The 24,194-nt window shown below is 53.6% G+C and carries 21 protein-coding genes; 10 read left to right on the forward strand and 11 right to left on the reverse strand.

Annotated features, from left to right (window positions below; all coding sequences use genetic code 11):
- Positions 1-90 precede the first annotated feature (90 nt).
- From D9N14_RS20405 to D9N14_RS20415, 3 genes are read left to right on the forward strand one after another with little or no spacing between them, the layout of a single operon-like run.
- Positions 91-1,221 carry a methyl-accepting chemotaxis protein gene (locus D9N14_RS20405; RefSeq protein ID WP_290583256.1) on the forward strand — a complete coding sequence of 377 codons (1,131 nt, stop codon included), beginning with the start codon at positions 91-93 and terminating at the stop codon, positions 1,219-1,221.
- 20 nt (positions 1,222-1,241) lie between these two features.
- Positions 1,242-1,538 (forward strand): STAS domain-containing protein, encoded by a 297-nt coding sequence (locus tag D9N14_RS20410; protein ID WP_290583258.1) that lies wholly within the window; start codon positions 1,242-1,244, stop codon positions 1,536-1,538.
- 26 nt (positions 1,539-1,564) lie between these two features.
- Positions 1,565-3,235 (forward strand): fused response regulator/phosphatase, encoded by a 1,671-nt coding sequence (locus tag D9N14_RS20415; protein ID WP_290583260.1) that lies wholly within the window; start codon positions 1,565-1,567, stop codon positions 3,233-3,235.
- 23 nt (positions 3,236-3,258) lie between these two features.
- On the opposite strand, the gene D9N14_RS20420 is transcribed toward D9N14_RS20415, so the two are convergent.
- The gene (locus D9N14_RS20420) at positions 3,259-4,263 is read right to left on the reverse strand and encodes an AraC family transcriptional regulator (RefSeq protein ID WP_290583262.1); all 1,005 of its coding nucleotides are present in this window, start codon (positions 4,261-4,263) and stop codon (positions 3,259-3,261) included.
- A gap of 278 nt (positions 4,264-4,541) precedes the next feature.
- Between D9N14_RS20420 and D9N14_RS20425 the strand changes: the two genes are divergently transcribed.
- Positions 4,542-5,678 carry an acyl-CoA dehydrogenase family protein gene (locus tag D9N14_RS20425; RefSeq protein WP_290583264.1) on the forward strand — a complete coding sequence of 379 codons (1,137 nt, stop codon included), beginning with the start codon at positions 4,542-4,544 and terminating at the stop codon, positions 5,676-5,678.
- Positions 5,679-5,806: 128 nt separating this feature from the next.
- Positions 5,807-6,709, forward strand: a complete 903-nt coding sequence (locus tag D9N14_RS20430; RefSeq protein WP_290583266.1) for an SDR family oxidoreductase — start codon at positions 5,807-5,809, stop codon at positions 6,707-6,709.
- 45 nt (positions 6,710-6,754) lie between these two features.
- On the opposite strand, the gene D9N14_RS20435 is transcribed toward D9N14_RS20430, so the two are convergent.
- Complete coding sequence (locus D9N14_RS20435) at positions 6,755-7,540, reverse strand: thioesterase family protein (RefSeq protein ID WP_290583268.1); 786 nt, start codon at positions 7,538-7,540, stop codon at positions 6,755-6,757.
- A 9-nt stretch (positions 7,541-7,549) separates the two neighbouring features.
- Positions 7,550-7,936 carry a SirB2 family protein gene (locus tag D9N14_RS20440; RefSeq protein ID WP_290583270.1) on the reverse strand — a complete coding sequence of 129 codons (387 nt, stop codon included), beginning with the start codon at positions 7,934-7,936 and terminating at the stop codon, positions 7,550-7,552.
- A gap of 21 nt (positions 7,937-7,957) precedes the next feature.
- On the opposite strand from D9N14_RS20440, the gene D9N14_RS20445 reads away from it, so the two are divergent.
- A complete protein-coding gene (locus D9N14_RS20445; RefSeq protein ID WP_290583272.1) occupies positions 7,958-8,995 on the forward strand; it encodes a DUF2804 domain-containing protein in 1,038 nt (345 codons plus the stop codon).
- Positions 8,996-9,065: 70 nt separating this feature from the next.
- On the opposite strand, the gene D9N14_RS20450 is transcribed toward D9N14_RS20445, so the two are convergent.
- From D9N14_RS20450 to D9N14_RS20470, 5 genes are all read right to left on the reverse strand, one after another.
- Positions 9,066-9,497 (reverse strand): phosphate ABC transporter substrate-binding protein, encoded by a 432-nt coding sequence (locus D9N14_RS20450; protein WP_290583274.1) that lies wholly within the window; start codon positions 9,495-9,497, stop codon positions 9,066-9,068.
- A 14-nt stretch (positions 9,498-9,511) separates the two neighbouring features.
- Positions 9,512-11,155, reverse strand: coding sequence for a hypothetical protein (locus tag D9N14_RS20455; protein ID WP_290583276.1), 1,644 nt, complete (start codon positions 11,153-11,155; stop codon positions 9,512-9,514).
- A 500-nt stretch (positions 11,156-11,655) separates the two neighbouring features.
- Positions 11,656-11,946, reverse strand: coding sequence for a DUF503 domain-containing protein (locus tag D9N14_RS20460; RefSeq protein ID WP_290583278.1), 291 nt, complete (start codon positions 11,944-11,946; stop codon positions 11,656-11,658).
- Between the two features lie 9 nt (positions 11,947-11,955).
- Positions 11,956-12,504 (reverse strand): histidine phosphatase family protein, encoded by a 549-nt coding sequence (locus D9N14_RS20465; protein WP_290583280.1) that lies wholly within the window; start codon positions 12,502-12,504, stop codon positions 11,956-11,958.
- A gap of 34 nt (positions 12,505-12,538) precedes the next feature.
- The gene (locus tag D9N14_RS20470) at positions 12,539-14,164 is read right to left on the reverse strand and encodes an OmpP1/FadL family transporter (protein WP_290583282.1); all 1,626 of its coding nucleotides are present in this window, start codon (positions 14,162-14,164) and stop codon (positions 12,539-12,541) included.
- A gap of 416 nt (positions 14,165-14,580) precedes the next feature.
- On the opposite strand from D9N14_RS20470, the gene D9N14_RS20475 reads away from it, so the two are divergent.
- From D9N14_RS20475 to D9N14_RS20485, 3 genes are all read left to right on the forward strand, one after another.
- Entirely contained in the window at positions 14,581-16,698 is a 2,118-nt protein-coding gene (locus D9N14_RS20475; RefSeq protein ID WP_290583284.1) for a carboxy terminal-processing peptidase, read from the forward strand.
- Positions 16,698-17,108 (forward strand): HIT domain-containing protein, encoded by a 411-nt coding sequence (locus D9N14_RS20480; RefSeq protein ID WP_290583286.1) that lies wholly within the window; start codon positions 16,698-16,700, stop codon positions 17,106-17,108. Before D9N14_RS20475 ends, D9N14_RS20480 begins: the two co-directional genes overlap by 1 nt.
- A gap of 143 nt (positions 17,109-17,251) precedes the next feature.
- Positions 17,252-19,591 (forward strand): hybrid sensor histidine kinase/response regulator, encoded by a 2,340-nt coding sequence (locus D9N14_RS20485; RefSeq protein ID WP_290583288.1) that lies wholly within the window; start codon positions 17,252-17,254, stop codon positions 19,589-19,591.
- 8 nt (positions 19,592-19,599) lie between these two features.
- Here D9N14_RS20485 and D9N14_RS20490 read toward each other — a convergent pair whose 3' ends face one another.
- A complete protein-coding gene (locus D9N14_RS20490) occupies positions 19,600-19,917 on the reverse strand; it encodes a YqcC family protein (protein WP_290583290.1) in 318 nt (105 codons plus the stop codon).
- Between the two features lie 86 nt (positions 19,918-20,003).
- Between D9N14_RS20490 and D9N14_RS20495 the strand changes: the two genes are divergently transcribed.
- Positions 20,004-21,335, forward strand: a complete 1,332-nt coding sequence (locus D9N14_RS20495; RefSeq protein WP_290583292.1) for a TolC family outer membrane protein — start codon at positions 20,004-20,006, stop codon at positions 21,333-21,335.
- A 70-nt stretch (positions 21,336-21,405) separates the two neighbouring features.
- Here D9N14_RS20495 and D9N14_RS20500 read toward each other — a convergent pair whose 3' ends face one another.
- Positions 21,406-22,251, reverse strand: a complete 846-nt coding sequence (locus D9N14_RS20500; RefSeq protein WP_290583294.1) for an SDR family NAD(P)-dependent oxidoreductase — start codon at positions 22,249-22,251, stop codon at positions 21,406-21,408.
- A gap of 135 nt (positions 22,252-22,386) precedes the next feature.
- Positions 22,387-24,069 (reverse strand): 30S ribosomal protein S1, encoded by a 1,683-nt coding sequence (gene rpsA, locus D9N14_RS20505; protein ID WP_290583296.1) that lies wholly within the window; start codon positions 24,067-24,069, stop codon positions 22,387-22,389.
- Positions 24,070-24,194: the final 125 nt, after the last annotated feature.

The raw sequence follows: 24,194 nt of genomic DNA on the forward strand, positions 1-24,194 counted from the left end.
AAACAGTCAGTTACCGTTCTTTCTGACATCGGGTAAGTGGGTAGTAACTTGGCCAGACCTCAAAACATTGCTGTCACTCTGGGAATACTAGTGGCTGTCGGCGTCCTCAGCACGGACAGCCTGCTGATCGAAGCTATGTTGATCGGGGCTCTGGCCCTGTTTTTGGTTTACAACCATTGGCTTGGCCGACACCGTTCACAGGCCATCGCACCCACTCCGGCCGAACGGCCCATGGCCGAGTTCCCGGCGATCGACCTCGCCGTGCGGGACAATGAATCCAGCTTCGAAAGCATCACCCGCAAGGTGCACTCCATCGACCAAGCCATTCGCAGCAGCAGCGCCAGTCTGTCGGCCAGCTTTTCCGGGCTGGGACACACCTCAAATCACACCAACCAACTGATTCGCGACGTCACCAAAGCGGTAACCGGACGCGGCCACTCTCAAGACGGTGAGGATGAAAATGTTACCGTGGAGAAATTCGCCAGCGAAGTGAGTGATATTTTGATGCAGTACGTGTCGCTGCTGATCGACGTCAGCGAAAAGAGCGTACAAGCCGTCCATCACATTGGTGACATGGTGAAAGAACTGGATCACATGTTCGGCCTGTTGGCCGATATCCGTACCATCGCCGAGCAAACCAACCTGCTGGCCCTCAATGCCGCCATAGAAGCTGCCCGAGCCGGAGAAGCCGGACGCGGTTTTGCCGTGGTGGCCGATGAAGTACGCAAACTTTCCCAGGATACGAACCGACTGAGCGAGCAAATCCGCAACCGGGGCGAAATCACCAAGTCCACGGTCACCATGGTGCGGGACATTGTCGGTGCAATCGCCTCACTGGACCTGAACGACGCCATCAACGCAAAGGGCTACGTGGACAGCATGCTGAATGGGTTGGAGGAAACCAACCAGCACGTTTCCGAGACCATGGACCGTCTTAATCAGCTGAACGTAGAGGTAAACCAACACGTCAATACGGCCGTCCACGCCATGCAATTCGAAGACATCTTCACACAGGTCATCTCAGAAATCAGCCAGGACCTTGAGCGCCTGGACGGGATCAATCATCAGCTGGGCGAAATCTGCAGTGTCGCCACCCTTTCAGAACGCCACATGGACCGTGTTTCCGAGCTGGAAAATTGTTTAGCAGTCAAGAAAAAACAGTCCATAATGCGTGATAACACCGCATCGAGCTCTCCCACCGGAGAAATCGATTTATTCTAGTCACGGCAAGGAGAAAACCAATGCCCGTTGAAAGTACTTTATCCAGTGATGGAAAAACACTCACTATCGGCATCAGTGGACGCTTTGATTTCGAGATTGTACAGGAGTTCAGGGCATCCTATGGCGATCAAAAAGACGTAAGCTTCATCATTGATATGCGCGCAACCGAGCATATGGACAGCTCGGCCTTGGGGATGCTTCTCAATATGCGCAAAAGCCTCGGTGACAATACCAAGATCGCCATCATCAACTGTCGCCCCCAGATCAAAAAGATTCTGACCATTTCCCGCTTCGACAAAAAGTTCGACATCGAATAAAGCGAGCTCAAGGGAATGGTGACGACATGAAGATTCTGGTGGTAGACGACACCGAAGCCAACCGTAAGCTGCTGGCCTGGATGCTGGAGGACGACGGTCACGAGGTGGTGGAAGCCACCAACGGAGAGGAAGCCGTTGAGCTGTTCAAAAGCGCCACTCCGGATCTGGTGTTGATGGACGTGATGATGCCCATCATGGATGGCTTCGAAGCCACCCAGGCCATCAAGGAGCATCTGCGCGGAACCCACGTTCCCATCATTTTTCTGACTGCTCTCTCTGACGACGCCTCCCTCACCAAGTGCCTGTCCATCGGCGGTGATGACTTCCTCAGTAAACCCATCAACGAACAGGTGCTGCAAGCCAAAATCAAAGCCCACAGCCGGATCAAAGATCTGAACGAACAGCTTAACCGGCAGAACAAGGAGCTGACCCGGCTCCACCAGTTCACATTGCGCGAACACGAGATTGCCAAGAATGTGTTCGAGAACGCCCTTGCAGCCAGCATCCTGGACAGCAAAAACACCCGTCACTATATCTCCCCCGCTGCCACCTTCAATGGAGACCTGCTGCTGGTGACCATCAGTCCATCCGGTGGTTTATACGCACTGATGGCAGACTTCACCGGCCACGGCCTGCCCGCCGCCATCGGCGCGCTGCCGGTGTCACAGGCGTTTCTGGACGCTGCCCAACAGGGTGCGTCGGTGAGCAGTATCGCCCGGGAAGTCAACCGCACCCTGGAAAAATTCCTGCCGGACGACATGTTTGCGGCGGCCGCCATCGCCGAGCTCAACGCAGAAGGCAACCGCCTGACACTGTGGATGGGTGGTATGCCGGATGCCTTGCACACCGACGCATCCGGGGCCCTGAAGCAGAAGATCCCTTCGACTCATATGCCGTTGGGTATTCTGGAAGATGACGAGTTCGAGCGGGAAGCCAATATTATCGAAGTCGCCGACGGTGATCGTCTGTATCTCTACACCGATGGCATTCCCGAATCGCTGAATTCGGAGGGGGAAATGTACGGCGAAAACCGCATGCTGGATCATTTTGACGGCGCCAGCAGCGATCCCCTCACCAGCCTGATCGAGAGCGTTAACCGCTTTACTGGCCACAAAGACCAGAACGACGACATCACGCTGCTGGAATTGATCTGCAAACCAGTAGAAGCGGCCGTGAGTGGGGATGCATCGGTGTTAAACCTGGAGCTCGCCCTGCCCTGGACCCTGCACATGACCCTCACGGCAGAGGAAATGAAAAAGCCCACTTCCCCTGTGGCTCAACTGGTGGACATGATCAGTTCCGCGCCGGGGATCGAGTCACACAAAGATTATCTGCACACCATTCTGGCCGAGCTGTATTCCAATGCGTTGGAGCACGGGATTCTGGGTTTGCGTTCCGACTTGAAAAAAACCGAAGATGGTTACCTGGAATATTATCAACAGCGGGAAGAAAAGCTACAGCAGCTGTCCTGCGGGACTCTCGACATTACGGTCTCCTTCCGCGTGGAAGGCCGCAAGGGCTACCTGAGTCTGCAATTGGATGATTCCGGTTGTGGTTTTGATGTTGCACATCGCAATCACTCTACCGATGAAGATTCCTTTGGCCGCGGCATCGACCTGATCGAAACCCTGTGCGACCGGGTCAGCTACAGCGAAGGCGGCACCCGGGTGGAAGCCGAGTACACCATCCACACCTGATACTGCCCCGCGGACAGCGCCATTCAACTCAATAATTCCTGGCGATAGGCCGAAGGGGTTTTCCCGGTCCACTTTTTGAAAGCCCGATGAAACGAACTGGCTTCCGAAAACCCCATCAGCAAGGCAATTTCATCGATGGTCAGCTCCGGCTTGGAGAGATAATAAATGGAGGCATCTTTGCGAATGGTATCCTTTATCTCCTGATAGCTGGTGTTTTCATCCTTGAGCCTGCGCCGCAAGGTCTGGGGCGTCATGGCCAGCTTCTCACACACCACCGAGAAGTCAGGAAAATTATTACCAAACTCCTTACTGATGATGCTGCGAATCTGCGCGTTGAGGCTGGCATTTTCGATGTCCCCGTCCATCAATTCTTCCAACGATGCCTTGAGGAACTTGCTCAGGGATAACTGATTCTGTACCAGGGGCATGGACATGTAGCGACTGTCCATCACGATCTCGCAACGGGGCTGGCCATAGTGGACCTGACAGGGGAATTGATTGGCAAACTCACCATCATCGATGGAATCAAAATCCAGATTGATGCGCTTGGGAACAATCTGCTGGCCAATCAACCAGCTGAGGAAGCGCAGCGTAAGAAACACCACGGCTTCCATAATATGGGGGCGAAACAGGATCTCCCCCCGCGACACAAATTGAATCAATGCCTCGTCATCGGAGGGGACCAGACGACTGGCAATGGCGTAATCGAACAGCTCATAGAATTTCGCCCCACGACGGATCGCCTTCTCCAGCGTGGCGCAATTGATAACAGCATGAGCCATCATGCTGAAGGTTCCGGGTTTCGATACGCGCCCGGAGCCGAACCCCATGAACTCGTCTTCGGTGTGGCGCATCACCGTCAACATCAGGTGAATAAATGCTTTCTTATCGACTTTGGCATCCGCCTCATGTAGCACCGAGGCGTCTATGCCACACTCCTGCAACAGCAGCTCCGTACTCAGGCCCCCACGCTTCGCCGCTTCCAGCAAAATCAGGACCTGATTAATGGGGATGAATCTAGAGCTCACAAAAAAGCCTTAAAAGTGTTTATTTTTCATATGTTTATACAGGCTCGACAGGTTTGCCACATTTCTCTAACATTTGTATAGGTTTAACACAGCAAACAGCCCTAAACTTTACTGGCTTCCCGCCTGAAGTTCCAGTGACTTGTCGTTTTAGGTCATGAAAATTGGCACATTACGTCATTGTTGCATCTATGGCCCCTATCAATAATTGACGACCATGCAGTCTGCTATAAAAAATTTTGGCGGTCGTTAACGGTAGAATTACATAACCGGAGAGAATAATGAGTTTTGATAACAGATCCATTTTCGAAGAAGAGCACAAGGTTTTTCGTGAAAACTTCCGCAAATTCTGCGAAGAAGAAGTCAAACCCCATCAGGAAAAATGGATCGAACAGGGCATCGTAGATCGCGCCATCTGGGAAAAGGCCGGTGAAAACGGCTTCCTGGCACCGGCAGTGGATGAAGAATACGGTGGTCTGAGCCTGAACGATTTCCGCTACTCCCAGATCATGATCGAAGAGCTTGCTTATATCGGTGAAAACGGTTTCGCACTGGCGCTGCATAACGACGTCATCGCTCCTTATATCTCCGCTTACGGCAACGAAGAGCAAAAACAGCGCTGGCTGCCCGGTATCTGCAGCGGCGAGATCATTCTTGCGATTGCCATGACCGAACCGGACACCGGCAGCGACCTGCAGGCCATCAAGTCCCGCCTGGAAGACAAAGGCGATCACTATATCCTGAACGGTGCCAAGACTTACATCAGTAACGGCATCATCTCAGACCTGGTTATCGTGGCAGCCAAAGCCCCCGAAGGCGTTACCCTGGTTTGTGTTCCCCGTGGTGCCGAAGGTTTTAATCGCGGCCGCAACCTGAAAAAAATGGGCATGAAATCCCAGGACACCGCCGAGCTGTTCTTCGAAAACGTGGTGGTTCCCAAAACCGACGTTCTGGGTCAGCCCGGCCAAGGCTTTATCTACCTGATGCAAAAACTGGCTCAGGAACGCCTGGTAACCGCACTGGGTGCAGTGGGCGGCTCAGTATATGCCTTCAACGAAACTCTGAACTTCGTTAAAGAACGTACCGCGTTTGGCAAGCCCATCGGCAAGTTCCAGAACACCCGCTTCCGCATGGCGGAGTTGAAAACCGAGATCACCATCGGCCAGACCTTTGTGGACAGCCTGGTGACCAAGCTGAACGCGGGAACCATTACACCGGACGAAGCCAGCATGGCCAAGTGGTGGTGCACCGATCTGCTCAACCGTGTGGTTGACCAGGGCGTTCAGTTCCACGGTGGCGCCGGTTACATGATGGAATACCCCATCGCGCGGGCTTACATTGATGCGCGAATCACGCCGATCTTTGCCGGCACCAACGAAATCATGAAGGAAATCATCGGTCGCAGCCTTGGCCTGTAACCAGCAAAGGACTACATGAGGGAGACTGAATTCAGTCTAAACACAGGGCGGTCCATGTAACCGCCCTTTTTTTTGACAGCAGAGCAATCCCGCAAACCCAATAACAAGAACAGTATCAGGAGCACACAATGACCTCTGTACGATTCGACGAGCGCGTGGTGATTGTCACTGGCGCCGGGAATGGCCTGGGCAAAAGCCATGCCCTGGAGTTTGCCCGCCGCGGTGCCAAAGTAGTAGTGAACGACCTGGGTGGCAGCGCCTTCGGTGACGGCGCCAGCAAAAATGCTGCGGATCAGGTGGTGGATGAGATCGTGGCTGCCGGAGGCGAGGCCGTCGCCAACTATGACTCCGTAACCGACGGTGACCGAATCGTACAAACCGCCCTGGATAATTTTGGTCGCATCGACGTGGTCATCAACAACGCCGGCATCCTGCGCGACAAAAGTTTTGCCAAGATGACGGAGGACGATTGGGACCTGGTTTACCAGGTGCACGTCAAGGGCGCCTTCAAAGTCAGTCACGCCGCCTGGCCACACATGCGGGAAGCCGAGTACGGCCGCCTGATTTTCACCGCTTCCGCGGCCGGCATCTATGGAAACTTCGGCCAGGCCAACTACAGCATGGCCAAACTGGGATTACATGGCCTGAGTCAGACGCTGGCCTTGGAAGGCCGCAAGTCCAATATCCTGGTGAACACCATTGCCCCCATTGCGGGCTCACGACTGACTGAAACCATCCTGCCACCGGCCTTGGTGGAACAGTTGAAACCGGAGTTCATCACCCCCCTGGTGGTAAAACTTTGCGACGAGAACAGCCAGGAAACCGGAGGCCTCTACGAAGTGGGTGCCGGCTGGATGGGCAAACTGCGCTGGGAGCGAAGCAAAGGGGTTGGCTTCAACCTTGGTAACGGCATCAGCGCTGAGGACGTCAATGAACAGTGGGCAGCGATCACCGGATTCGATGACGCCGACCACCCTGCCAACGGCCAGGAAGCCATGATGGCCATGATGCAGAACCTGCAAAACCGCTGATCACGCCAGGCGCCTGACGTGCCCGGACAGCCGGGCACACCCCACTCAGATCTGCCCCCCGCGGTATTTCGCCAATTGCCTGCTCAGCGCCACCAGATCACCGTTGGAATCCCACAGCTCGCCGTCTTCCTCCATCAATCCATTAATGAGGTAGCGGGTCCGAAACCGGCCCGTGAGGATACCCGGTGCGGGCTTTGCCCGAATGTGCACAGTCAACTCCAGCGTCGGCACCCACCCCACTGCTCCGAACTTGGTGAAGGTGGTGGGCGGTACACAGTCCGCAAAAAACGGCAGGCTCAACACATCCGGCTCAGTGCCATCCCGAAAGTACGCCATCAGCTCATGATCCATGGCATCTCGGGATTTGCCGCGCAACCAATCCGCTGTGACCGGTGAAAACAGCAGCTCCACCCGCTCATGGATGGCCAGAAAACGAGGTGAGGTAAGGCACTTGTTGCGGTCAATGTCGGGCGGCGTATCCCCAACCCAAGTGACACCGGTCGTGGTGGACAGGTCGCCATAGGTGGCCGTGAACCGAACCCGCTCCTTTCCCTCCTGCACCAGTTTCAGGGCTGCCGTCGAAACCGTATTGCCTTCGCGAATCAGCTCCACCCACAGTTCGGCCGGCCCAACCGAGGCCTTCTCCACGTAGTGGCCAGTCAGGGTGAGCGGATCACGATGAGGGAGCACTTCCGCCAGCGCACGGGCCGCCAGAGACATCAAATAGCCGCCATTGGGAATGCCGTTCACGCTCCAGCGATCCGTGATCGTGCCCCGCAGGTGGAACTCGTCTAAACGCTCTACCGCGGTATCATCCCAAAATTCACTCATAGGAAAGCCTTACAACAACGCAAAAAAGCCCAGCGGATTATGGGTTCGCGCCACCGAAAAGGTGAACAGATAGGCCAGCAAAGCGGCCCCCAGGGCAACGGTGCGCACCGCTTTGGTTTTGCCCCGCTTCAATGCCACCACACCCAACAGGATGTAGGCAATCAGGGCCACCACTTTTACCGTCAGCCAACTGTGCTGCAGCGGATACTGCTGCAACATCACACACAGCACTATGGCGCAGATTAACAATAACGTATCGTTCACATGGGGTAATATCTTTACCCACTTTTTCTGCAGCATATTGGAATCCATCAACATCCAGCAGCCGCGAACCAGGAAAAACAGGCCACTGATGACCGCAAACATCATGTGACTGTGTTTAAATGCGATATACATAACTTCCCCCGAAGCCAAACAATGAATCGAAATACAGCGCCATACGATAAGTTGATTATGCCCAACGGGCAACCACAATATGGACGATTCCAACAAACCTTCTCTGAAGTCAATCACCGGGACTTTGAATACCTTGATCCGATGGATCGGCCAGCCAACCGGTTGCAGAGACACTTTGGGTTCAATCAGTTTCACTTTATTGGCCTGCACAGTGAGGACTATACCCTGGCCTGTGCCATTGCGAACGTGCAATACGTAGCCACCGCATTCATTTACCTGTTCGACCACCAATCCGGCCAGTTGCACCCGTACCGGTTCATTCAACCCTTGGGGCGACACTGCCAACTCTCCCCCCGCCCATTCTCCGGCCTCAGCCAGTTTCGCAAAGGGGCTGCCCAGTTTCGGATTCAGGCCTTGGAGCGCCCCAACCGCTATCGACTGAACGTCAGCATTGCTGATCGGGTACAGGTGGACGTGGAGTTGACCCAACCGGAGACGTTCGAGCCCGTCACCGTCTGCAGCCGGGCCGGTTACAATGGTTGGGCCTTCACTCAAAAACACACCACCCTGACCGTAACAGGTCACGTACTATGGCAGGGGTTGAATATCCCGCTTGATGGCAACAAGGTTACCGGCAGCAGCGACTGGAGCTGCGGGTTTATGCAGCGGGAGACCGCCTGGAACTGGTCCAGCATCTCCGGCATCCTTCCCGATGGAAAGCGCTTGGGATTAAACCTCGCCTGCGGCGTGAATGAAACCAGCTTCAACGAGAACACGCTCTGGATTGACGGACGCGCTCACGCCCTGGCTCCAGCGCATTTTGAATTCAACCGGAAAAACCGCATGGAAACCTGGCACATCACCAGCTCAGATGGCGCTGTTGATCTCAGGTTCAACCCTGAGGGCTGTCACCGGGAAAAGATCAACGCCCTATTGGTCGCCTCCAATTTTTCACAGCTCCCAGGGAAGTATTTCGGAACCGTGACCGACAACGATGGTCATAGTTACCAAGTGCAAGGCATCAATGGCTTGATTGAAGATCACTACGCTAAATGGTGACTTCACCCCATTAAAAACAAAAAGGCCGCAACACTGTGCGGCCTTTTTGTTTGGACCAGATGATTCAGACTTATTGCGCGGTGTAAATCACCTTGATCCCTTCCGTTACGGCAGAAGAATCGATATAGCCAATGGCATCTTCTTCTTCCAACACCGTTTCAACCACTTCAGCATCATCAAAATACTGCTTGGGCGGCTTGCCTTTACCGGTGAAGATCAGGCGCGACCAGTAAGCATTGAGTTGCGCGGGCGTCTTATCCACGACTTTTTCGTAGAAGGTATCCCGGGCTTCATTGCCTTCGGACTGATCAACCGGTGTGACCGACACACCACCGATCTCGTTGCGTTTGCCCAGAAATACCTGTTGGATTTCATCGGCGCTTGCAGTGCTAATGGATGAACTGGCATTCACGATCACCACCACCTCAGCCGAAGCGAAGGTTGCAGCCATCATCAATCCAGCCGTGCTCAGTACTCGTGCGAGTTTCAATTTGATAGTCATTATCTGCTCCCCCCTTAAAATACTGCATCGATTGAGAAGGAGTAGATAGCGGTATGGTTACCCGCCGCGTCTGGATCGCCGGAGAATCGACCGTTGCTGTGGCCGTCAACAGTCGTAAAACCGTTGAACGTCTCCAGCGCGCCAACACCTGTAACTTCCGTTCCATAGTTCAGGTACTGGTAGGTGTTTGCTCCAAAGTTTTCGTAGTGTGTCGCCTGCAGTTTGGCTTTAACTCGTGGATTGATGTCGTATACCAAGCCGATGGTGACGGATTGCTGTTCCTGTATCTGATCTTCCATCGAATTGTAGATAGTCTGGCTATAACCAATCACCGCATCATGCAATGCATCACGCTGCCCCAGAACCGAGAGTTCGCAGCCAGTCGCTACTGCATCCAGAGTCGGGCAAAGTGAGGATGTGATGATTCCGTTGGTTACACCAAGTCCAGCATAGTCGCTATTGAAATAGCCGTTGGTTGCCACCAAGCCGGGGTTCGGTACACCGACAACGCCCGCTGAGCTATACATTGCCTTACCCACCGCATCCGCGTATTCCTGGATCGCGCGTATACGATCATCCGCCTTGGAATCCGTCTGGAACTTGGAGAAGGTCAAGTGCGGCATCCACTTGCCGAAACGATAACCCACCGTGATATAGCCCGCATCACCTACCGGCTGGAAGGTTTCCGCCGAAAGGTTCGCAATCTCACCCATCACCAGCAGGCTGCCGTCGTCATACATAAAGCCGGCACTGATGTAATCCGTCCGGATGTTTTCTGTGCTGATTTCCAGATTCCCTGGGTCCGCCACACCGTAAGCCGGACCGTAGGTTGACTCTGCTTCTTGCATGGCAGGCACCAGGCTGTCCGCTACGCCACCCTCATCTGGATCGGTTCTCAGTGTGGAGCGGTTGTAACCGACGCGGAAGGTAAATGAATTCCAATCGGCAGTTAAGTTAGCACCCCAGGATGGGCTGGAAATAAAGTCGGCTTCCAGCTGCTCAGTACGCCCTGTTGATTGCCCCGCATAAGCCTGGGCAGCAAAGTTAACTGAACCCACGTTGAAACTGTACACACCGGAAATACCATCGGTGGTGGTCGCGGGTATGTTATACAACTCCAGCGGTGGAATGATCCAAGGCAGGGCATAACCTACGTCGAGGTATTCCGACAGCAGGTAATAAGGCAGACGCTGTCGACCGAATTTCAAGGCCAGATTGTCTGTCGCCTGCCAGCCGAGATACGCCCACTCTGCCTGCAGGTCGTAGCCATTGGCTCCGCGACTCAGCAGCTGCACGGTAGCATCCCAGTCTTCGGTGATTTCAAACGTCATTTGAACGCCGGCTTTTGAAATCGCACTGGAACGGGTATCGTCATCGATCCCGTAGAAAGGCTCATAGACATCGTCGCCGTCATTTACCGCTGCACCCGCCGTCATGAAGCCGTTGATTTGCAGACGGTCAGCCGCATCGGAAATTCGGGATCGGTTTTCTTTTACAGCGGCTCGAGTACCTTTGAGCCGATTCTCCAGTCGTTTAATTTGCTTTTCTTGTTGCTCTAACCTCTTTTCCAGGTCCGCAGTGGTCGCAGCGAGCACCGGCAGACTGGAAAAGCAAAGAGTTATAGGCAACAAGGCTAAGGTTGTCTTCTTCTTAACCATTGTTGTTTCCTTTAGTTTTTAGACAAAACAACCACCACCACATTTAAGTCAGGAAGTCAGGCAGCACTGTGGTGGTGACTCAGACCTCGGCTGTCTACTTCGAAGTCTAGGTCAAATAGTCATAACATCAAAAAAAAATCCTAAAAAAGCAGCCACAACTTGCTGATTTTTTGAAGAAATACATGGAAGGAAGCCTATCACGAGCATTTTTTGACCTGACTCAATCAAGAGTATTTACGTTGCGGAAATGTTTGCTATGCTTTTCTTTCGGGCAAAAAAATGCCCGCTTGGGAGGCGGGCTAAGGGAATGCCCGATGAGGTCCGGGCGAGAAAGTACGCTAAAAATCAACAACAGGATTGGTCGGCACAACCAAAATTCTGTGTGTGGAGCTGCTAAACTGCATTTCTCCAACATGAAAGCAGGTTATCAATATTTTTTAGAATAAACATACTAAAAGACTGTTAAAAACGCCTCATCCGTCAACGCGTTAGCACCTGCGCTAAATCCACTCACGACTCAACCACTGAACTTCTGCGTCCACCACCTCCAGGATGAACGCCTCCAGGGCATTCTGCTGGCTTTCCAACTGCCTGCGACTGCTACCTACCATGACCAGAGCCATCCCCGCTCGTTGCCACTCCTCCTGGCTGGCAACCTCAGCAATCGAGACATTGAACTGTTGGCGCAGGCGGTCCCGCAGGCGTTGCACCACCTGCCGCTTCTGCTTGAGGGATTGGCTGTAGGGGATATGAAGCTCGAATTCAGAATAGAGAAGATATGCCGTATTCATAAATGATGTTTACAGAACCCGGCTCTGCGCCTGTTTTCCAATACAGGTCACTACAATGGCGTCCGTCACCTCCAATGTCAGCACCGAGCCATAATCCGGTTGGTAGCACACCAGGCTGGGGCGCTCCTGAGTGTGGCCCAGCACCGCATTCATCACCATAAAATGGGTGAACACCACCGAGTCTGGCGGCAACTGCCGGAGCGCGTCCAGAATGTTCTGCCGCCATTGCTGCAATTCGGCCGGGGCACCCTCCCAGGGCTGCTGGGCACAGCTTCGCAGCCAGGCTAAACGCTCTGCTAGCGATATGTCTACCGGAGAAGGAATTTCACGAAATGCTGTGGAGACCTGAATCGGGATTCCCAAAGCCTGGCTCAGGGGGATTGCAGTTTCACGAGCCCGACACAGCGGGCTACTGACAATATGCTGGACCGGCAACCCATCGAACTGCGCCGGCAGGGACTGCGCCTGAAGCAACCCCCGCTCACTCAGACCAGGGTCCGGGTTCTCTTCCCAACTGGCGGCAGCCTCACCATGACGAACCAAATAGAGTGTAGTCATGGCGCAAGACTACCGCAGTTTCAACCACCTTGCATCAGAATTGCCAGGTGTAGCTGGCTTCAATCAGGAGCGCATCCACAGAAGTTTCCACGTCCAAGCCCGCATAGGGGTTGTAGAGGATGTTGTTGTAGATATCCATGCTGTTGGCGTTGGTGCTGCTGCCGGCAGGGATATCCGCTTCGGCGTGCATGTAGCCGATGGCAAAGTCGAAGTGCTTGCCTTCCATCCAGTCATAACCAAAGCCAAAGGAGTAGAGGTTCGCGTCACCAAAGGGCAGCAACAACCCTTGCTTGTCATCGGGAATGGATGATTTACGGGGTTCCCAGCCGAAGCGCAATGTCAGACGGTCGTTGTACTGGTGCTCCACACCAAACGCCAGGTTCCAGGTGCTTTCGTAGTGACGTGGAATGATGAGCGTATCCGAAGTGGCGTATTCCGGCGCCAGGGCTGCGGCAACACCGTTGAATTCCTGCTTGGTGTCATACTCGATTTTCAAGCCTTCCCAAACTGCCCAGTCGGTCCATTTGGCATCAATGTTTACCTTCCACTTGGGTAACACCCGCACGCTGATACCGGTGGAGAAGTGTGCCGGGTACTTCAGCTCCACGGTGGCGTCACCGGTTTGTTCCGCCAAGCCAACGGGCAACCCCAGGGGGATGGCCAAGAACCCCAATTCATCGTGAATCGCCCCGAACACACCCTGCCAATCCTCGGAATAGGTCATGCGGTAGCTGCCGGTCATACGCTGATTGGCCTCGGTCTGATACACAAAGCCCCAGGTAAACCAGGGAGTCGGTTCCCACAGGGCACCAAACACCGCATTCACCGACAACGGGGTTTCCACATCGATTTCCAAACCCACCGCGTATTCAAACGGGCTCATGCTCTGACCACAGAAAGTCAGCAGTCCGGACAAACAGTCGGTCTGATCATCCAACTGGGTTAACAGGGTGTTTATCACACCCAGGGCCACGTGGCTGACCCGCAGATCCGTATAGGCAGCGATCCCGGAATAAGAGAAGTGAATACCGGCACCCACCGACCATTCGTCATTCAATTTAAAGCCGATTGTGGGGGAAAAATAGGTGAGCCGGGTTAGGGCCATCTCTTTACCCATAAACTGCCCGGGATCGCCGTCATCGCGTTTGTAGCCTGCTGCCAGCGGGGCAAAAACGGATGTTCCCAAGGTGTAATCCGTGCCCTCCGGGCGGAACGCGGCACCACCGGTAGGCACGATCATCATGGGCAGGGGCCACTCCTGTGGACCATCCACAAAGGGGATCTTCAGCATGATGGTATCGGTTTCACTGTGGGAGTTTTCAACCGGATCGGTCTCCCCCAATGCCCAATTATCGATCTGCTGTTGGGCATCCGGATGATAATTGCCGAAATCCGCTTGAATCAAAAAATAGGCTAGCGTCAGTTTGAACAAGCCCTCCCGACCATGGACGCGAGCCAGACCAGCGGGGTTGTAGTGAATGGAATCAACGCCTGGAGGATCTGCTGTAACTGCGTTCCCCAAAGACAAGGCTCTTGGGTTGCCAATGGTGAGATTCTCCGAGATGGCGGCATAACTCATGGAAGATACCGACACTAATGCGGACGCAAACGCGCCCTTAAGCCAGCCTAATCCCTGCCGGCTTTCCAAAAACTTGACCATGGAATCCCTCTACTTACCAAAAAGCCCAAAGCCGGGCCTTAACTCATTGTTCTTATTAGTTACAATATCGTCCCAACTGAGTTCGCTACTGGCCTTCAACGCCAAAATTTACGTTGTCTGAGCGCTCAATCAGTGAGACATTATTTAGTGTTTGTCCAGTCTATAGGGTCAGATAAACTTTTCAAGTTGTTTTTTGTATGCCTGATGAACACCCAACTTTTCTTTAAATTTCATTAAATTAGATGCATTTCTCGTTTGTGGGAGGGCATTGTTTCCGGTTTGAGTTACACTTATGTAACGCTACGGATATTAGGTGCTTGATCTGTGTCTAAAGTCCGTAATAAGGTTGGATGGATACTGCTCAAAGTACCTTTGTATAGTTTGCAGCCATTTACGTCGCTGATGTTGGTAACGCCATGACACGAATAAAAACGTCTTCCCTGTGGACTCTTTCTTCCGTACTGCTGGTGCTGACCGTACTGGGCAGTGCTCAAGCCAGCATTCCACCGAGTGACGCGGTTCTCAAGCCCACCCGGGCACAAGCCATCACCTCCGTGCGCATACTGGATGGTGTGAATCGCTATCATATGCGCAAACACGAATTGGATGACGCGTTGTCCAGCGAGTTTCTCGATAACTACCTGGCCTCCCTGGATGGCGGCAAGGCTTACTTTATGGCTTCGGACATCCAGGAGTTTGAACGCTATCGCGCGCAACTGGATGACGCCCTGCAGCGCTCCAATTTGCAGCCGGCCTTCGAAATCTTCAACCGCTACCAGCAGCGCATCAGCGAACGACTCGAATACTCCATCGACTTGCTTTCCAAAGGGATTGATTCCTTTGATTTTTCCATCGATGAAACCCTCGAACGGGATGCAAAAAAATCGGACTGGGCCAAGAACCGCAAAGAACTGGACGACTTGTCCCGGCGGCGCCTCAAGGACACCATCATCACCATGCGCCTGATGGGGAAAACCGATGAGGAAATCCAGGAGACCCTGGACCGACGCTTCCGCAATCAACTGAACCGGGTAAAGCAGGCCAACAGCGAAGACGCGTTCGAAATTTACATGAATGCCTTCACCCAGATTTATGATCCCCACACCCAGTATTTCTCCCCCAAGGTTTCCGAAAACTTCGATATCAATATGAGTCTGCAACTGGAAGGCATCGGAGCAGTACTGCAGAGCGACGACGAATACACCAAGGTAGTCAGCCTGGTCACCGGTGGGCCCGCGGAAAAAGGCCAGCAACTGAAAGAGGCCGACCGTATTATCGGTGTGGGTCAAAGCCGCAATGAAATCATCGACGTAGTGGGCTGGCGCCTGGACGAAGTGGTGCAGCGCATCCGCGGCAAGAAAGACACCATGGTGTTTCTGGAAATCATTCCGGCCGACGCCAAAAGCGACGCTCACACCAAAGTGATCAGCATCAAGCGGGACACGGTCAATCTGGAAGACCGGGCAGCTCAATCTGAAGTAATGGAAATTGATTCCCCCGCCGGTAAAAAGAAGATCGGTGTTATCAACGTCCCCACCTTCTACGCCAACCTGGAGTGTCTGAAGAACGCGGGCAGTCAGTGCCGCTCCACCACCATTGACGTGGCTCACCTTATCGAATCGCTCAAGCTGCAACAGATCGACGGCCTGGTCATCGACTTGCGCAACAACGGCGGCGGCTCACTCACGGAAGTGAATCAAATGCTGGGCCTGTTCATCAAAACCGGCCCCACGGTACAGATCAAATCCTTCAACGGCAGCATTGAAGTACTTGAGGATCACGACCCGGATGTACTCTATGACGGTCCTTTAGCGGTGATGGTTAACCGGCTGAGTGCATCTGCCTCCGAAATTTTCGCCGGCGCCATTCAGGATTACCAACGTGGCATCATCGTGGGCGACCGCACGTTCGGCAAGGGCACCGTCCAGTCACTCCAGCCATTGAACTACGGCTCCCGGGGCGACCGACTGAAAGTGACCATGGCCAAGTTCTATCGCGTATCCGGCGTCAGCAACCAGCACGCGGGCATCGTGCCGGATATTGAATACCCCAGCCTGATTGATCACGAAGAAATTGGCGAAAGCTCCCTACCCCACGCGTTACCGTCAGATCAGATCCGCCCTGCCCGCTACCACCGGAACCCATTGCTGGAAACCAATCTGACCTATTTGCGTACCGCCCACGAGGAACGCGCCAGCCATAACCCCGAGTTCCAATACATCAAGGATCAGATGGCCAGTATTGAATCTGCCAGATCCAAAACCAATGTGAGCCTGAATTGGAATGCACGCCAGCAGGAAAAGCAGGTGCTGGAAAAGCGCCGCCTGACCATCGAAAACAAACGCCGGGAAGCACTGGGCAAGGCCCCCTTCAAAACCTATGAGGAACTGCAGGCCAGCCTGGAAGAAAAGTCAGAACAAGCTGCAGCCAAACACGGCGAGCTCGAAATAGATTATGAGCTGAAAGAAACCGGCCAGATACTCACGGATTATATTGCCCTACAGCCTCCCCAGACCCGGATGGCGCAACATTAATGGCCTTTGAATTACACCCGCAACTGGCAGCCGATACGATCCTGGTTCGAGAGGAAAGCGACCTGCTCCTGTTAATGATGGATGATGCCCAGTACCCCTGGTTCATCGTGGTCCCCAAGCAGGTGCAGATCACCGAATGGCATGATTTGGATCAGGCGATGCAAATCAGGCTGCACCTGTATTGTGTTGAACTGGGGAAAGCCGTAACCGCCGCTTTTGGCAGTACCAAAATCAACACAGCGGCTCTGGGCAACATGGTCAGCCAGCTGCATGTGCACGTAATAGGACGCCGGCAACAGGACCCAGCCTGGCCGAAACCGGTCTGGGGACAGGCTCCACGAATTCCAATGGAACAAGAAGAAATCAAAACCCGCACCCATTCCCTGAATCAATATTTTTCCGGGCGTTGAACACCACTGGCTAAGAGCGGGTCATCAACACGAACAAGGATTGCATGCGCGCACAGGTTCCCGTTAATTGGGTTATGACTCGGCTATTGCTGGGAGCAGCAATACTTCTATTTTCCGGTTCTCTCCATGCAGCAACCGAAGCCGTGGTTATTGATGAGTCCCACAGTGTCCACGAGCTCTCCCCCGAACTTGAAATCCTCGAGGACCCCGATGGCACTCTGAGAGTCAGCGATTTTCTAAAACAACGGGAGCGCTACCAGTGGTTCCGGTCAGCCGACGCCGTGCCCAATCTCGGGTACAGCCAATCTGTGTATTGGTTCCACAGCATCATAGTGAACCAGCACGATCAGCGTAAAGAGTGGCTGCTGAATGTGGATTACCCTTTGATCGATTACCTGGATGTGTATTTTGTCCGTGATGGCGAAATCCTGCAGGTATTCCATGTGGGAGACAAGCTCCCCCATGAACACCGCCCCATTGATCACCGCAACTTCCTGTTCCCGATCACTTTGCCGGAAGGCGTTCCCACCGAACTCTATATTCGGCTGGAAACCCAAGGCTCGGTCAAAATGCCACTCTACTTGTGGGAAGAAGCCGAGTTCATCAAATCCGATCAGAGCTTCATGTTGGGTCAGGGACTCTTCATCGGCGGCATGCTGATCATGTTCTTCTACAACCTGTTCCTGTTCTTTGTGGTGCGCAACCCATCCTACATTTACTATGTGGCCTATTTACTGTTTCAGATGTTCGCCTTTGCTTCCTGGCGCGGCTTCGGCTTTCAGTACCTCTGGCCCACCTGGCCCACCTGGAATCAGATCTCCATCGTGTTCTTTCTGGGTGGTACTTTTACCTTCGCGTTGCTGTTTTCCATATTTTTTCTGGAAGTGCGCAAACATACGCCCAGACTTTTCTATGTGATGGCCACCGGTGCCCTAACCGGGCTCACGATCATGATCTCAAGCTTTGTGGGCAGTTACAGTTTTCTGCTGCAGACCTGCATGATCATGTTAATTGCGACCGTGCTGTTGAACCTTTCTGCCGGCATCCTGGCCTGGAGGCACGGCGCCCACGTGGCACGTTACTACACCTGTGCCTGGTTGATCGTGGCTACCGGATTCACCCTGTTCGCCCTGAATTACACCGGCGTTCTACCCAGCAATTTCCTCACCGAAAACGCCGCGCAGATTGGTGCAGCCATAGAGGTTGCCCTGCTGTCCATGGCATTCGGCAGCTTCTTCACCGAGGAGCGAAAAGCCAAGGCCAAAGCACAGACACAGCTGCTGGAAAAAATGCGGGAAGCATACAAAGCCCAGGCAGCCAGCACGGCCAAAAGTGAATTCCTGGCCAAGATGAGCCATGAAATCAGAACCCCCATGAACGGGGTGATTGGCATTGCGGAACTGTTGCGGGAAACGGAGCTGACGCGGGAGCAAAAACGTTACGTAGACACTATCTATAATTCCGGCAACGCCCTTCTCCATCTGATCAATGACATTCTGGATCTATCCAAAATTGAGGCCAAACGGATGGACCTGGAGCGCATCCCATTCAACCCCCATGATCTGATTGCGGAGTGTCTCTCGGTATTCCAGAGCAAGGAACTTTCCAGCAATCTGAGCTTTTACACCCGGGTGGCCAAGGACATACCCGACGTACTGATCGGCGACCCCACCCGACTGCGCCAGGTACTGCTGAACCTGATGAGTAATGCGGTGAAGTTCACCAAACACGGCAGTATTGGCATCATCGCAAAACTGGATTCAAAAACGTCAAACCGCGTCAGTATCGGCTTCCAGGTGAAAGACACCGGAATCGGGATTTCGCGCGACGTACAGAAAAACCTGTTCACTCCTTTCACCCAGGCGGACAGCTCCACCACTCGCCGATATGGCGGAACCGGACTCGGCCTGTCGATTTGTAAGGAGCTTGTGCACATTATGAATGGGGACATAGGCGTGGAAAGTGAGTCCGGCAAGGGGTCCACATTCTGGTTCAACTGTCGTTTTGAAGTGGGCAAGAACAGTGACTTGCCCCTGGACACTCAGCGTCATGCACCCACCTCTATATCCACCTCGGAAAAAATGAACCTGAAGCTTCTGGCGGCGGAAGACAATGAAGTCAATCGCGTGGTGGTGAAAGGGCTGATGACAAAGCTGGGCATAGAGGCGGAATTTGCCACCAATGGCAAGGAAGCACTGGAATACTACCAGGAGCATCACCATGAAATCGATGTGGTATTAATGGACTGCGAGATGCCTGAGATGGACGGCTATGCTGCCACCCGCCACATTCGGGAATATGAAATGCATAACCAATTGCCCAGAAAACCGATCATTGCGGTTACCGCTCACGCTGTAGGGGAATCCCGGGAGCTGTGTTTACAGGCTGGAATGGACGAGTACATTACCAAACCCATTCGCATCGACGCACTGCGTGAAAAAATACAGCAGACCATGGAAGAGAACAAAGCGCTTTCGATTTAAGGTTCTGCTTATTTGAACTCTTCATCAAAGCGACGGAGCAACCCCACCACCGGGTCAGAGTAAACGTCCAGTTCTGCGAAATATTCCTCTGCCATGGGAGCCACCTCACAATTCGGAGGCAATGGATGCTGGCCCTCCAGAATGGCCCGGAACCTGGCAACAAACACCCATTGCAACCACTGACCAAAATTCATCGTATCGTAAAAAAACGGTAACTGACTCTCAAAGGCCGGCGCCGGTGGTGATTGTGTCTCCCACAAATCCATTTCCCGCATCTCCGTTTCCAGATTCGTCAACAATGACAAAAGCAGCTCTCGATCTGCCATAATTAACCCTTCACTCAAGTGAACCTCTGGACAATAATACACTCACAATAAGATTATCCCAATGTAACCGGAAGACGGTGCTTCTAATGAAAACCATGTATTTCAAGTCACTTCTCCTGGGCAGCTCTCTGTTCCTCGGAGCCGCAGCCGCTCAGGCGGAAATTCTCACCCTGCAGCGAACCTACGAGCTGGCTGAGAAAAACGACCCTCAGTGGGCCGCTGCCAAGAACACCTATCTGGCCAACCAACAGGTTATTGACCTGAACCGGGCAGGCCTGCTACCCCAGATCAATCTGAGTGGTAACCTGGCCAAGACCGATGTGGAATACGAAGATCTGGGCGATGACGATTACGACAGCCATGGCTATTCCGCCAATCTGAGACAGCCACTGTTCCGGCTCGACAACTGGCACACCTACCAGCTTGGCAAGGCCCTTGACAGCCAATACGGTTCCGAATTCCAGGACATCAAGGAAGAGTTCTATCTGCGCACCGTCACCCGTTACCTGGAAGTACTGCGGGCCAACGCTAACCTCTCCTATCGTAAGGCCGAACAGGAAGCCATCGCCCGCCAACTGGAACAAAGCAAACAGCGCTTCGAAGTGGGCCTGGTGGCCATCACCGATGTCCATGAAGCCCAGGCCGCCTACGACACAGCTGTCAGCGCCCGCATCAGTGCCGAGAGCGCACAGTTTGTTGCCTTGCGCCTGCTGGAAACCATCACCGGCACCACGGTGGACAATGTTGTGGACTTGAGCCTGGATCTTCCGGTAACCGTGCCGGAGCCGCTGGATCTGAACCAGTGGCTTGAGCGAGCCCAGGCCAGTAACGCCAACCTGCAAGCGGCAATTTATGCCGCCGAGGCCGCCCAGGAGAACTACAAGAGCCAGCGAGGCAAACACGCTCCCACGCTGGATTTGGTTGGGACCCACGCCTATTCCAGCAGCGACGCCCAGTCCCTCACCACCAACTCCACCAGCCCGGACACCACCAGCAACATCATCGCCCTGGAGCTGCAGGTACCCTTGTACAGTGGCGGCTCCATCAGCGCCAACCGCCGTCAGAGCCAGTATCAATTTATGGCGGCCCAGGACCTGGAACACCAGGCGCGCCGCGAGGCGATTCAGGATGTCACCAACTATTACCAGTTGACCATCGCCAACGTCGCGGAAGTAAATGCCCGCAAGCAAAGCACCAACTCCGCCAGAGTAGCCCTCGAAGCCACCCAGGCCGGTTATGAAGCTGGAACCCGGACTATTGTGGACGTATTGAACGTGCAGAGAAATCTGTTCCAGAACGAGCGTGATTACACCAACGCCCGCTTCGATTATGTGCTGAATTCGTTAGCCTTGAAACGAGAGGCCGGTATGCTGACCAGCGATGAAATCCTGGCGCTGGAACAATGGATGGAAAAGTAAACCTGACAAAAAAAGGGCTCGCAAGAGCCCTTTTTTATGGTCGCCATTTTACGTTTACCTTGGCACGATCCTATCGATTGTGCTTGTCGAAATTCCGTTTTGCCCCCCACACCAGCAACTTCTGGTACCCCGTGGGCAGCAAACGTTGCACACTGTCGATCACATGAGCATCGGCCCCGATCAGAATCCTGGGCTTGTTTTTACGGACTCCATCAATAATAGTCAGAGCAGCCTGCTTGGGCGTGGTACGTGCGGCTTTATCGAACATTTTTACCATCTTGTCGCGGTCGCTGGTACTGGCTTTGCCCACTTCGCCAATGCGCCCACTGCGCACGATATTGGTCTTAATACCCCCAGGATGCACACAGGACACCATGACATTGGCGCCCTCAATTTCCATTTCCTCCCTGAGGGATTCCGTAAAACCCCGCACCGCAAACTTGGCTGCGTTGTAGGCACTCTGGGTCGGCACGCCGATCATACCGAAGACACTGGACACATTAACCACATGCCCTTCCCCGGCCTGCTTCAGATAGGGCAGGAACGCCTTGGTGCCATACACCACACCCCAAAAGTTGATATTCATGAGCCATTCCAGATTCTCATAGGTCATGGCTTCTACGGTTTCACTCAGTGCCACGCCCGCATTGTTGAAAATCAGATTCACCCGCCCATGTTCTGCCACCACCTGGTCAGCCCAAGCATACACTGCGGCTCGATCCGCCACATCCAACACCGTGGAGCTTGAGCGAGTACCCATGGATTGCAATTGGCCCACCGTGTCCTGCAAGCCGGCCTCATTTTTGTCGGAGAGCGCCAAGTCGCACCCCAACTTTGCCAACTCCACGGCCAATGCCTGCCCGATCCCGGACCCGGCTCCGGTAATGGCCGCCACTTTCCCCTGTAAATTTTTCATGGTGAACCCCACTGCTTTATGGATATCCCGCCATCGTATACGAATTGTTTAGTGAACAAAACCGAGACCTGAAAACAGGCATAAAAAAAGGCGACCACTTTCCAGCGGTCGCCTTTTTTAGGACAACGTTGACAATTACTTGTCGGCGTTTTCCAGTTGTTGCTTGATCAGATCACCGATGGTCTTCGGTGCGGCTTCTTGAGCCTGGGTCTGGTTCAGCGCTTTCATGGCTTCTTTCTCATCCGCCATGTCTTTTGCTTTCACAGACAGACTGATCACGCGGTTCTTGCGGTCAACACTGATGATACGGGCTTCAACCTGATCACCTTCGTTCAGGTGAGAACGGGCGTCTTCCACACGATCGCGGCTCAGCTCAGAGGCCTTCAGAGTGGCTTCAACACCATCCACCAGCTCAACAATGGCGCCTTTGGCATCAACAGACTTCACAGTACCGTTGACGATGGCACCCTTGTCGTTCTCCTGAACGTACATGGCAAATGGATCCTGTTCCAGTTGCTTGATACCCAGGGAGATACGCTCGCGTTCCGGATCAACGGACAGGATAACGGTATCGATTTCGTCGCCTTTCTTGTATTCACGAACCGCTTCTTCTCCAGGCAGATCCCAGGAGATGTCAGACAGGTGAACCAGACCGTCGATGCCGCCGTCCAGGCCGATGAAGATACCGAAGTCAGTGATGGACTTGATCTTACCGGAGATCTTGTCGTTCTTATTGAACTTGGTGCCGAACTCTTCCCATGGGTTGGGTTTGCACTGTTTGATACCCAGGGAGATTCGACGACGCTCTTCGTCGATGTCCAGAACGATCACATCCACTTCTTCGCCGATGGATACGACTTTGGAAGGATGTACGTTCTTGTTGGTCCAATCCATTTCGGAAACGTGCACCAGACCTTCAACGCCTTCCTGCAGTTCAGCAAAGCAGCCGTAGTCGGTCAGGTTGGTGACCTTGGCTTTCACGCGGCTACCTTCTGGGTAGCGCTGAGTGATTTCAACCCAAGGATCAGAGCCCAACTGCTTGAGGCCCAGGGACACACGATTGCGCTCGCGATCGAACTTCAATACTTTTACATTGATCTCGTCGCCCACTTCCACGATTTCGCTCGGGTGCTTGATGCGCTTCCAAGCCATATCGGTGATGTGCAACAGACCGTCGATACCGCCCAGATCCACAAACGCACCGTAATCGGTGAGGTTCTTGACGATACCCTTGACTTCCATTCCCTCTTGCAGTTTTTCCAGCAGCGCTTCGCGCTCTGCACTGTTCTCTGCTTCCAGAACCGCACGACGGGAAACCACCACGTTGTTGCGCTTGGCATCCAACTTGATGACTTTGAATTCGAGTTCTTTGCCTTCCAGGTGCAGAGTGTCACGCACCGGACGAACGTCAACCAAAGAACCGGGCAGGAACGCACGTACGGATTCGATATCCACAGTGAAGCCACCTTTGACTTTACCGTTGATGATACCTTTAACCACTTCGTCTGCTTCGAAGCAGGCTTCCAGACGCTTCCAGGATTCAGCACGCTTGGCTTTCTCGCGGGACAGGCGGGTTTCACCCCAACCGTCTTCCAGAGATTCCAGAGCCACGTCGACTTCATCGCCAACATTGATTTCCAGTTGGCCACCGTCACCGATGAATTGATCACGGGGAATCACGCCTTCTGATTTCAGGCCGGCGTATACAGTAACCCAGTCATCGTCGATCGATACGATGGTACCTTTGACGATGGACCCCGGGGTCATGTCCAGTTCTTTTAAACTTTCTTCAAATAGTTCGGCAAAGCTTTCGCTCATGTGTTTTACCTGTCATTAATAGCTAACCCCGTTAGGATTCGGCATTAGCCAATCCGCCATACGCTACCAGCACCGTACGGGTTGTTTTTACTCAGTTTTTCAGCGCCAGCTGGCAAATACGGCTC

It is taken from the genome of Ketobacter sp. (genome assembly GCF_003671495.1).
Classification (GTDB): Bacteria; Pseudomonadota; Gammaproteobacteria; order Pseudomonadales; family Ketobacteraceae; genus Ketobacter.

Bases quoted from the DNA above. Each gene is read 5' to 3' on its own strand.
- D9N14_RS20440 (WP_290583270.1), bottom strand. From the start codon at position 7,936: ATGTATATCGCATTTAAACACAGTCACATGATGTTTGCGGTCATCAGT.
- D9N14_RS20465 (WP_290583280.1), bottom strand. From the start codon at position 12,504: ATGACTACACTCTATTTGGTTCGTCATGGTGAGGCTGCCGCCAGTTGG.
- D9N14_RS20450 (WP_290583274.1), bottom strand. From the start codon at position 9,497: ATGACTATCAAATTGAAACTCGCACGAGTACTGAGCACGGCTGGATTG.
- rpsA (WP_290583296.1), bottom strand. From the start codon at position 24,069: ATGAGCGAAAGCTTTGCCGAACTATTTGAAGAAAGTTTAAAAGAACTG.
- D9N14_RS20415 (WP_290583260.1), top strand. From the start codon at position 1,565: ATGAAGATTCTGGTGGTAGACGACACCGAAGCCAACCGTAAGCTGCTG.
- D9N14_RS20425 (WP_290583264.1), top strand. From the start codon at position 4,542: ATGAGTTTTGATAACAGATCCATTTTCGAAGAAGAGCACAAGGTTTTT.
- D9N14_RS20475 (WP_290583284.1), top strand. From the start codon at position 14,581: ATGACACGAATAAAAACGTCTTCCCTGTGGACTCTTTCTTCCGTACTG.
- D9N14_RS20470 (WP_290583282.1), bottom strand. From the start codon at position 14,164: ATGGTCAAGTTTTTGGAAAGCCGGCAGGGATTAGGCTGGCTTAAGGGC.
- D9N14_RS20410 (WP_290583258.1), top strand. From the start codon at position 1,242: ATGCCCGTTGAAAGTACTTTATCCAGTGATGGAAAAACACTCACTATC.
- D9N14_RS20445 (WP_290583272.1), top strand. From the start codon at position 7,958: ATGAATCGAAATACAGCGCCATACGATAAGTTGATTATGCCCAACGGG.
- D9N14_RS20495 (WP_290583292.1), top strand. From the start codon at position 20,004: ATGAAAACCATGTATTTCAAGTCACTTCTCCTGGGCAGCTCTCTGTTC.
- D9N14_RS20480 (WP_290583286.1), top strand. From the start codon at position 16,698: ATGGCCTTTGAATTACACCCGCAACTGGCAGCCGATACGATCCTGGTT.
- D9N14_RS20460 (WP_290583278.1), bottom strand. From the start codon at position 11,946: ATGAATACGGCATATCTTCTCTATTCTGAATTCGAGCTTCATATCCCC.
- D9N14_RS20490 (WP_290583290.1), bottom strand. From the start codon at position 19,917: ATGGCAGATCGAGAGCTGCTTTTGTCATTGTTGACGAATCTGGAAACG.
- D9N14_RS20455 (WP_290583276.1), bottom strand. From the start codon at position 11,155: ATGGTTAAGAAGAAGACAACCTTAGCCTTGTTGCCTATAACTCTTTGC.
- D9N14_RS20430 (WP_290583266.1), top strand. From the start codon at position 5,807: ATGACCTCTGTACGATTCGACGAGCGCGTGGTGATTGTCACTGGCGCC.
- D9N14_RS20500 (WP_290583294.1), bottom strand. From the start codon at position 22,251: ATGAAAAATTTACAGGGGAAAGTGGCGGCCATTACCGGAGCCGGGTCC.
- D9N14_RS20435 (WP_290583268.1), bottom strand. From the start codon at position 7,540: ATGAGTGAATTTTGGGATGATACCGCGGTAGAGCGTTTAGACGAGTTC.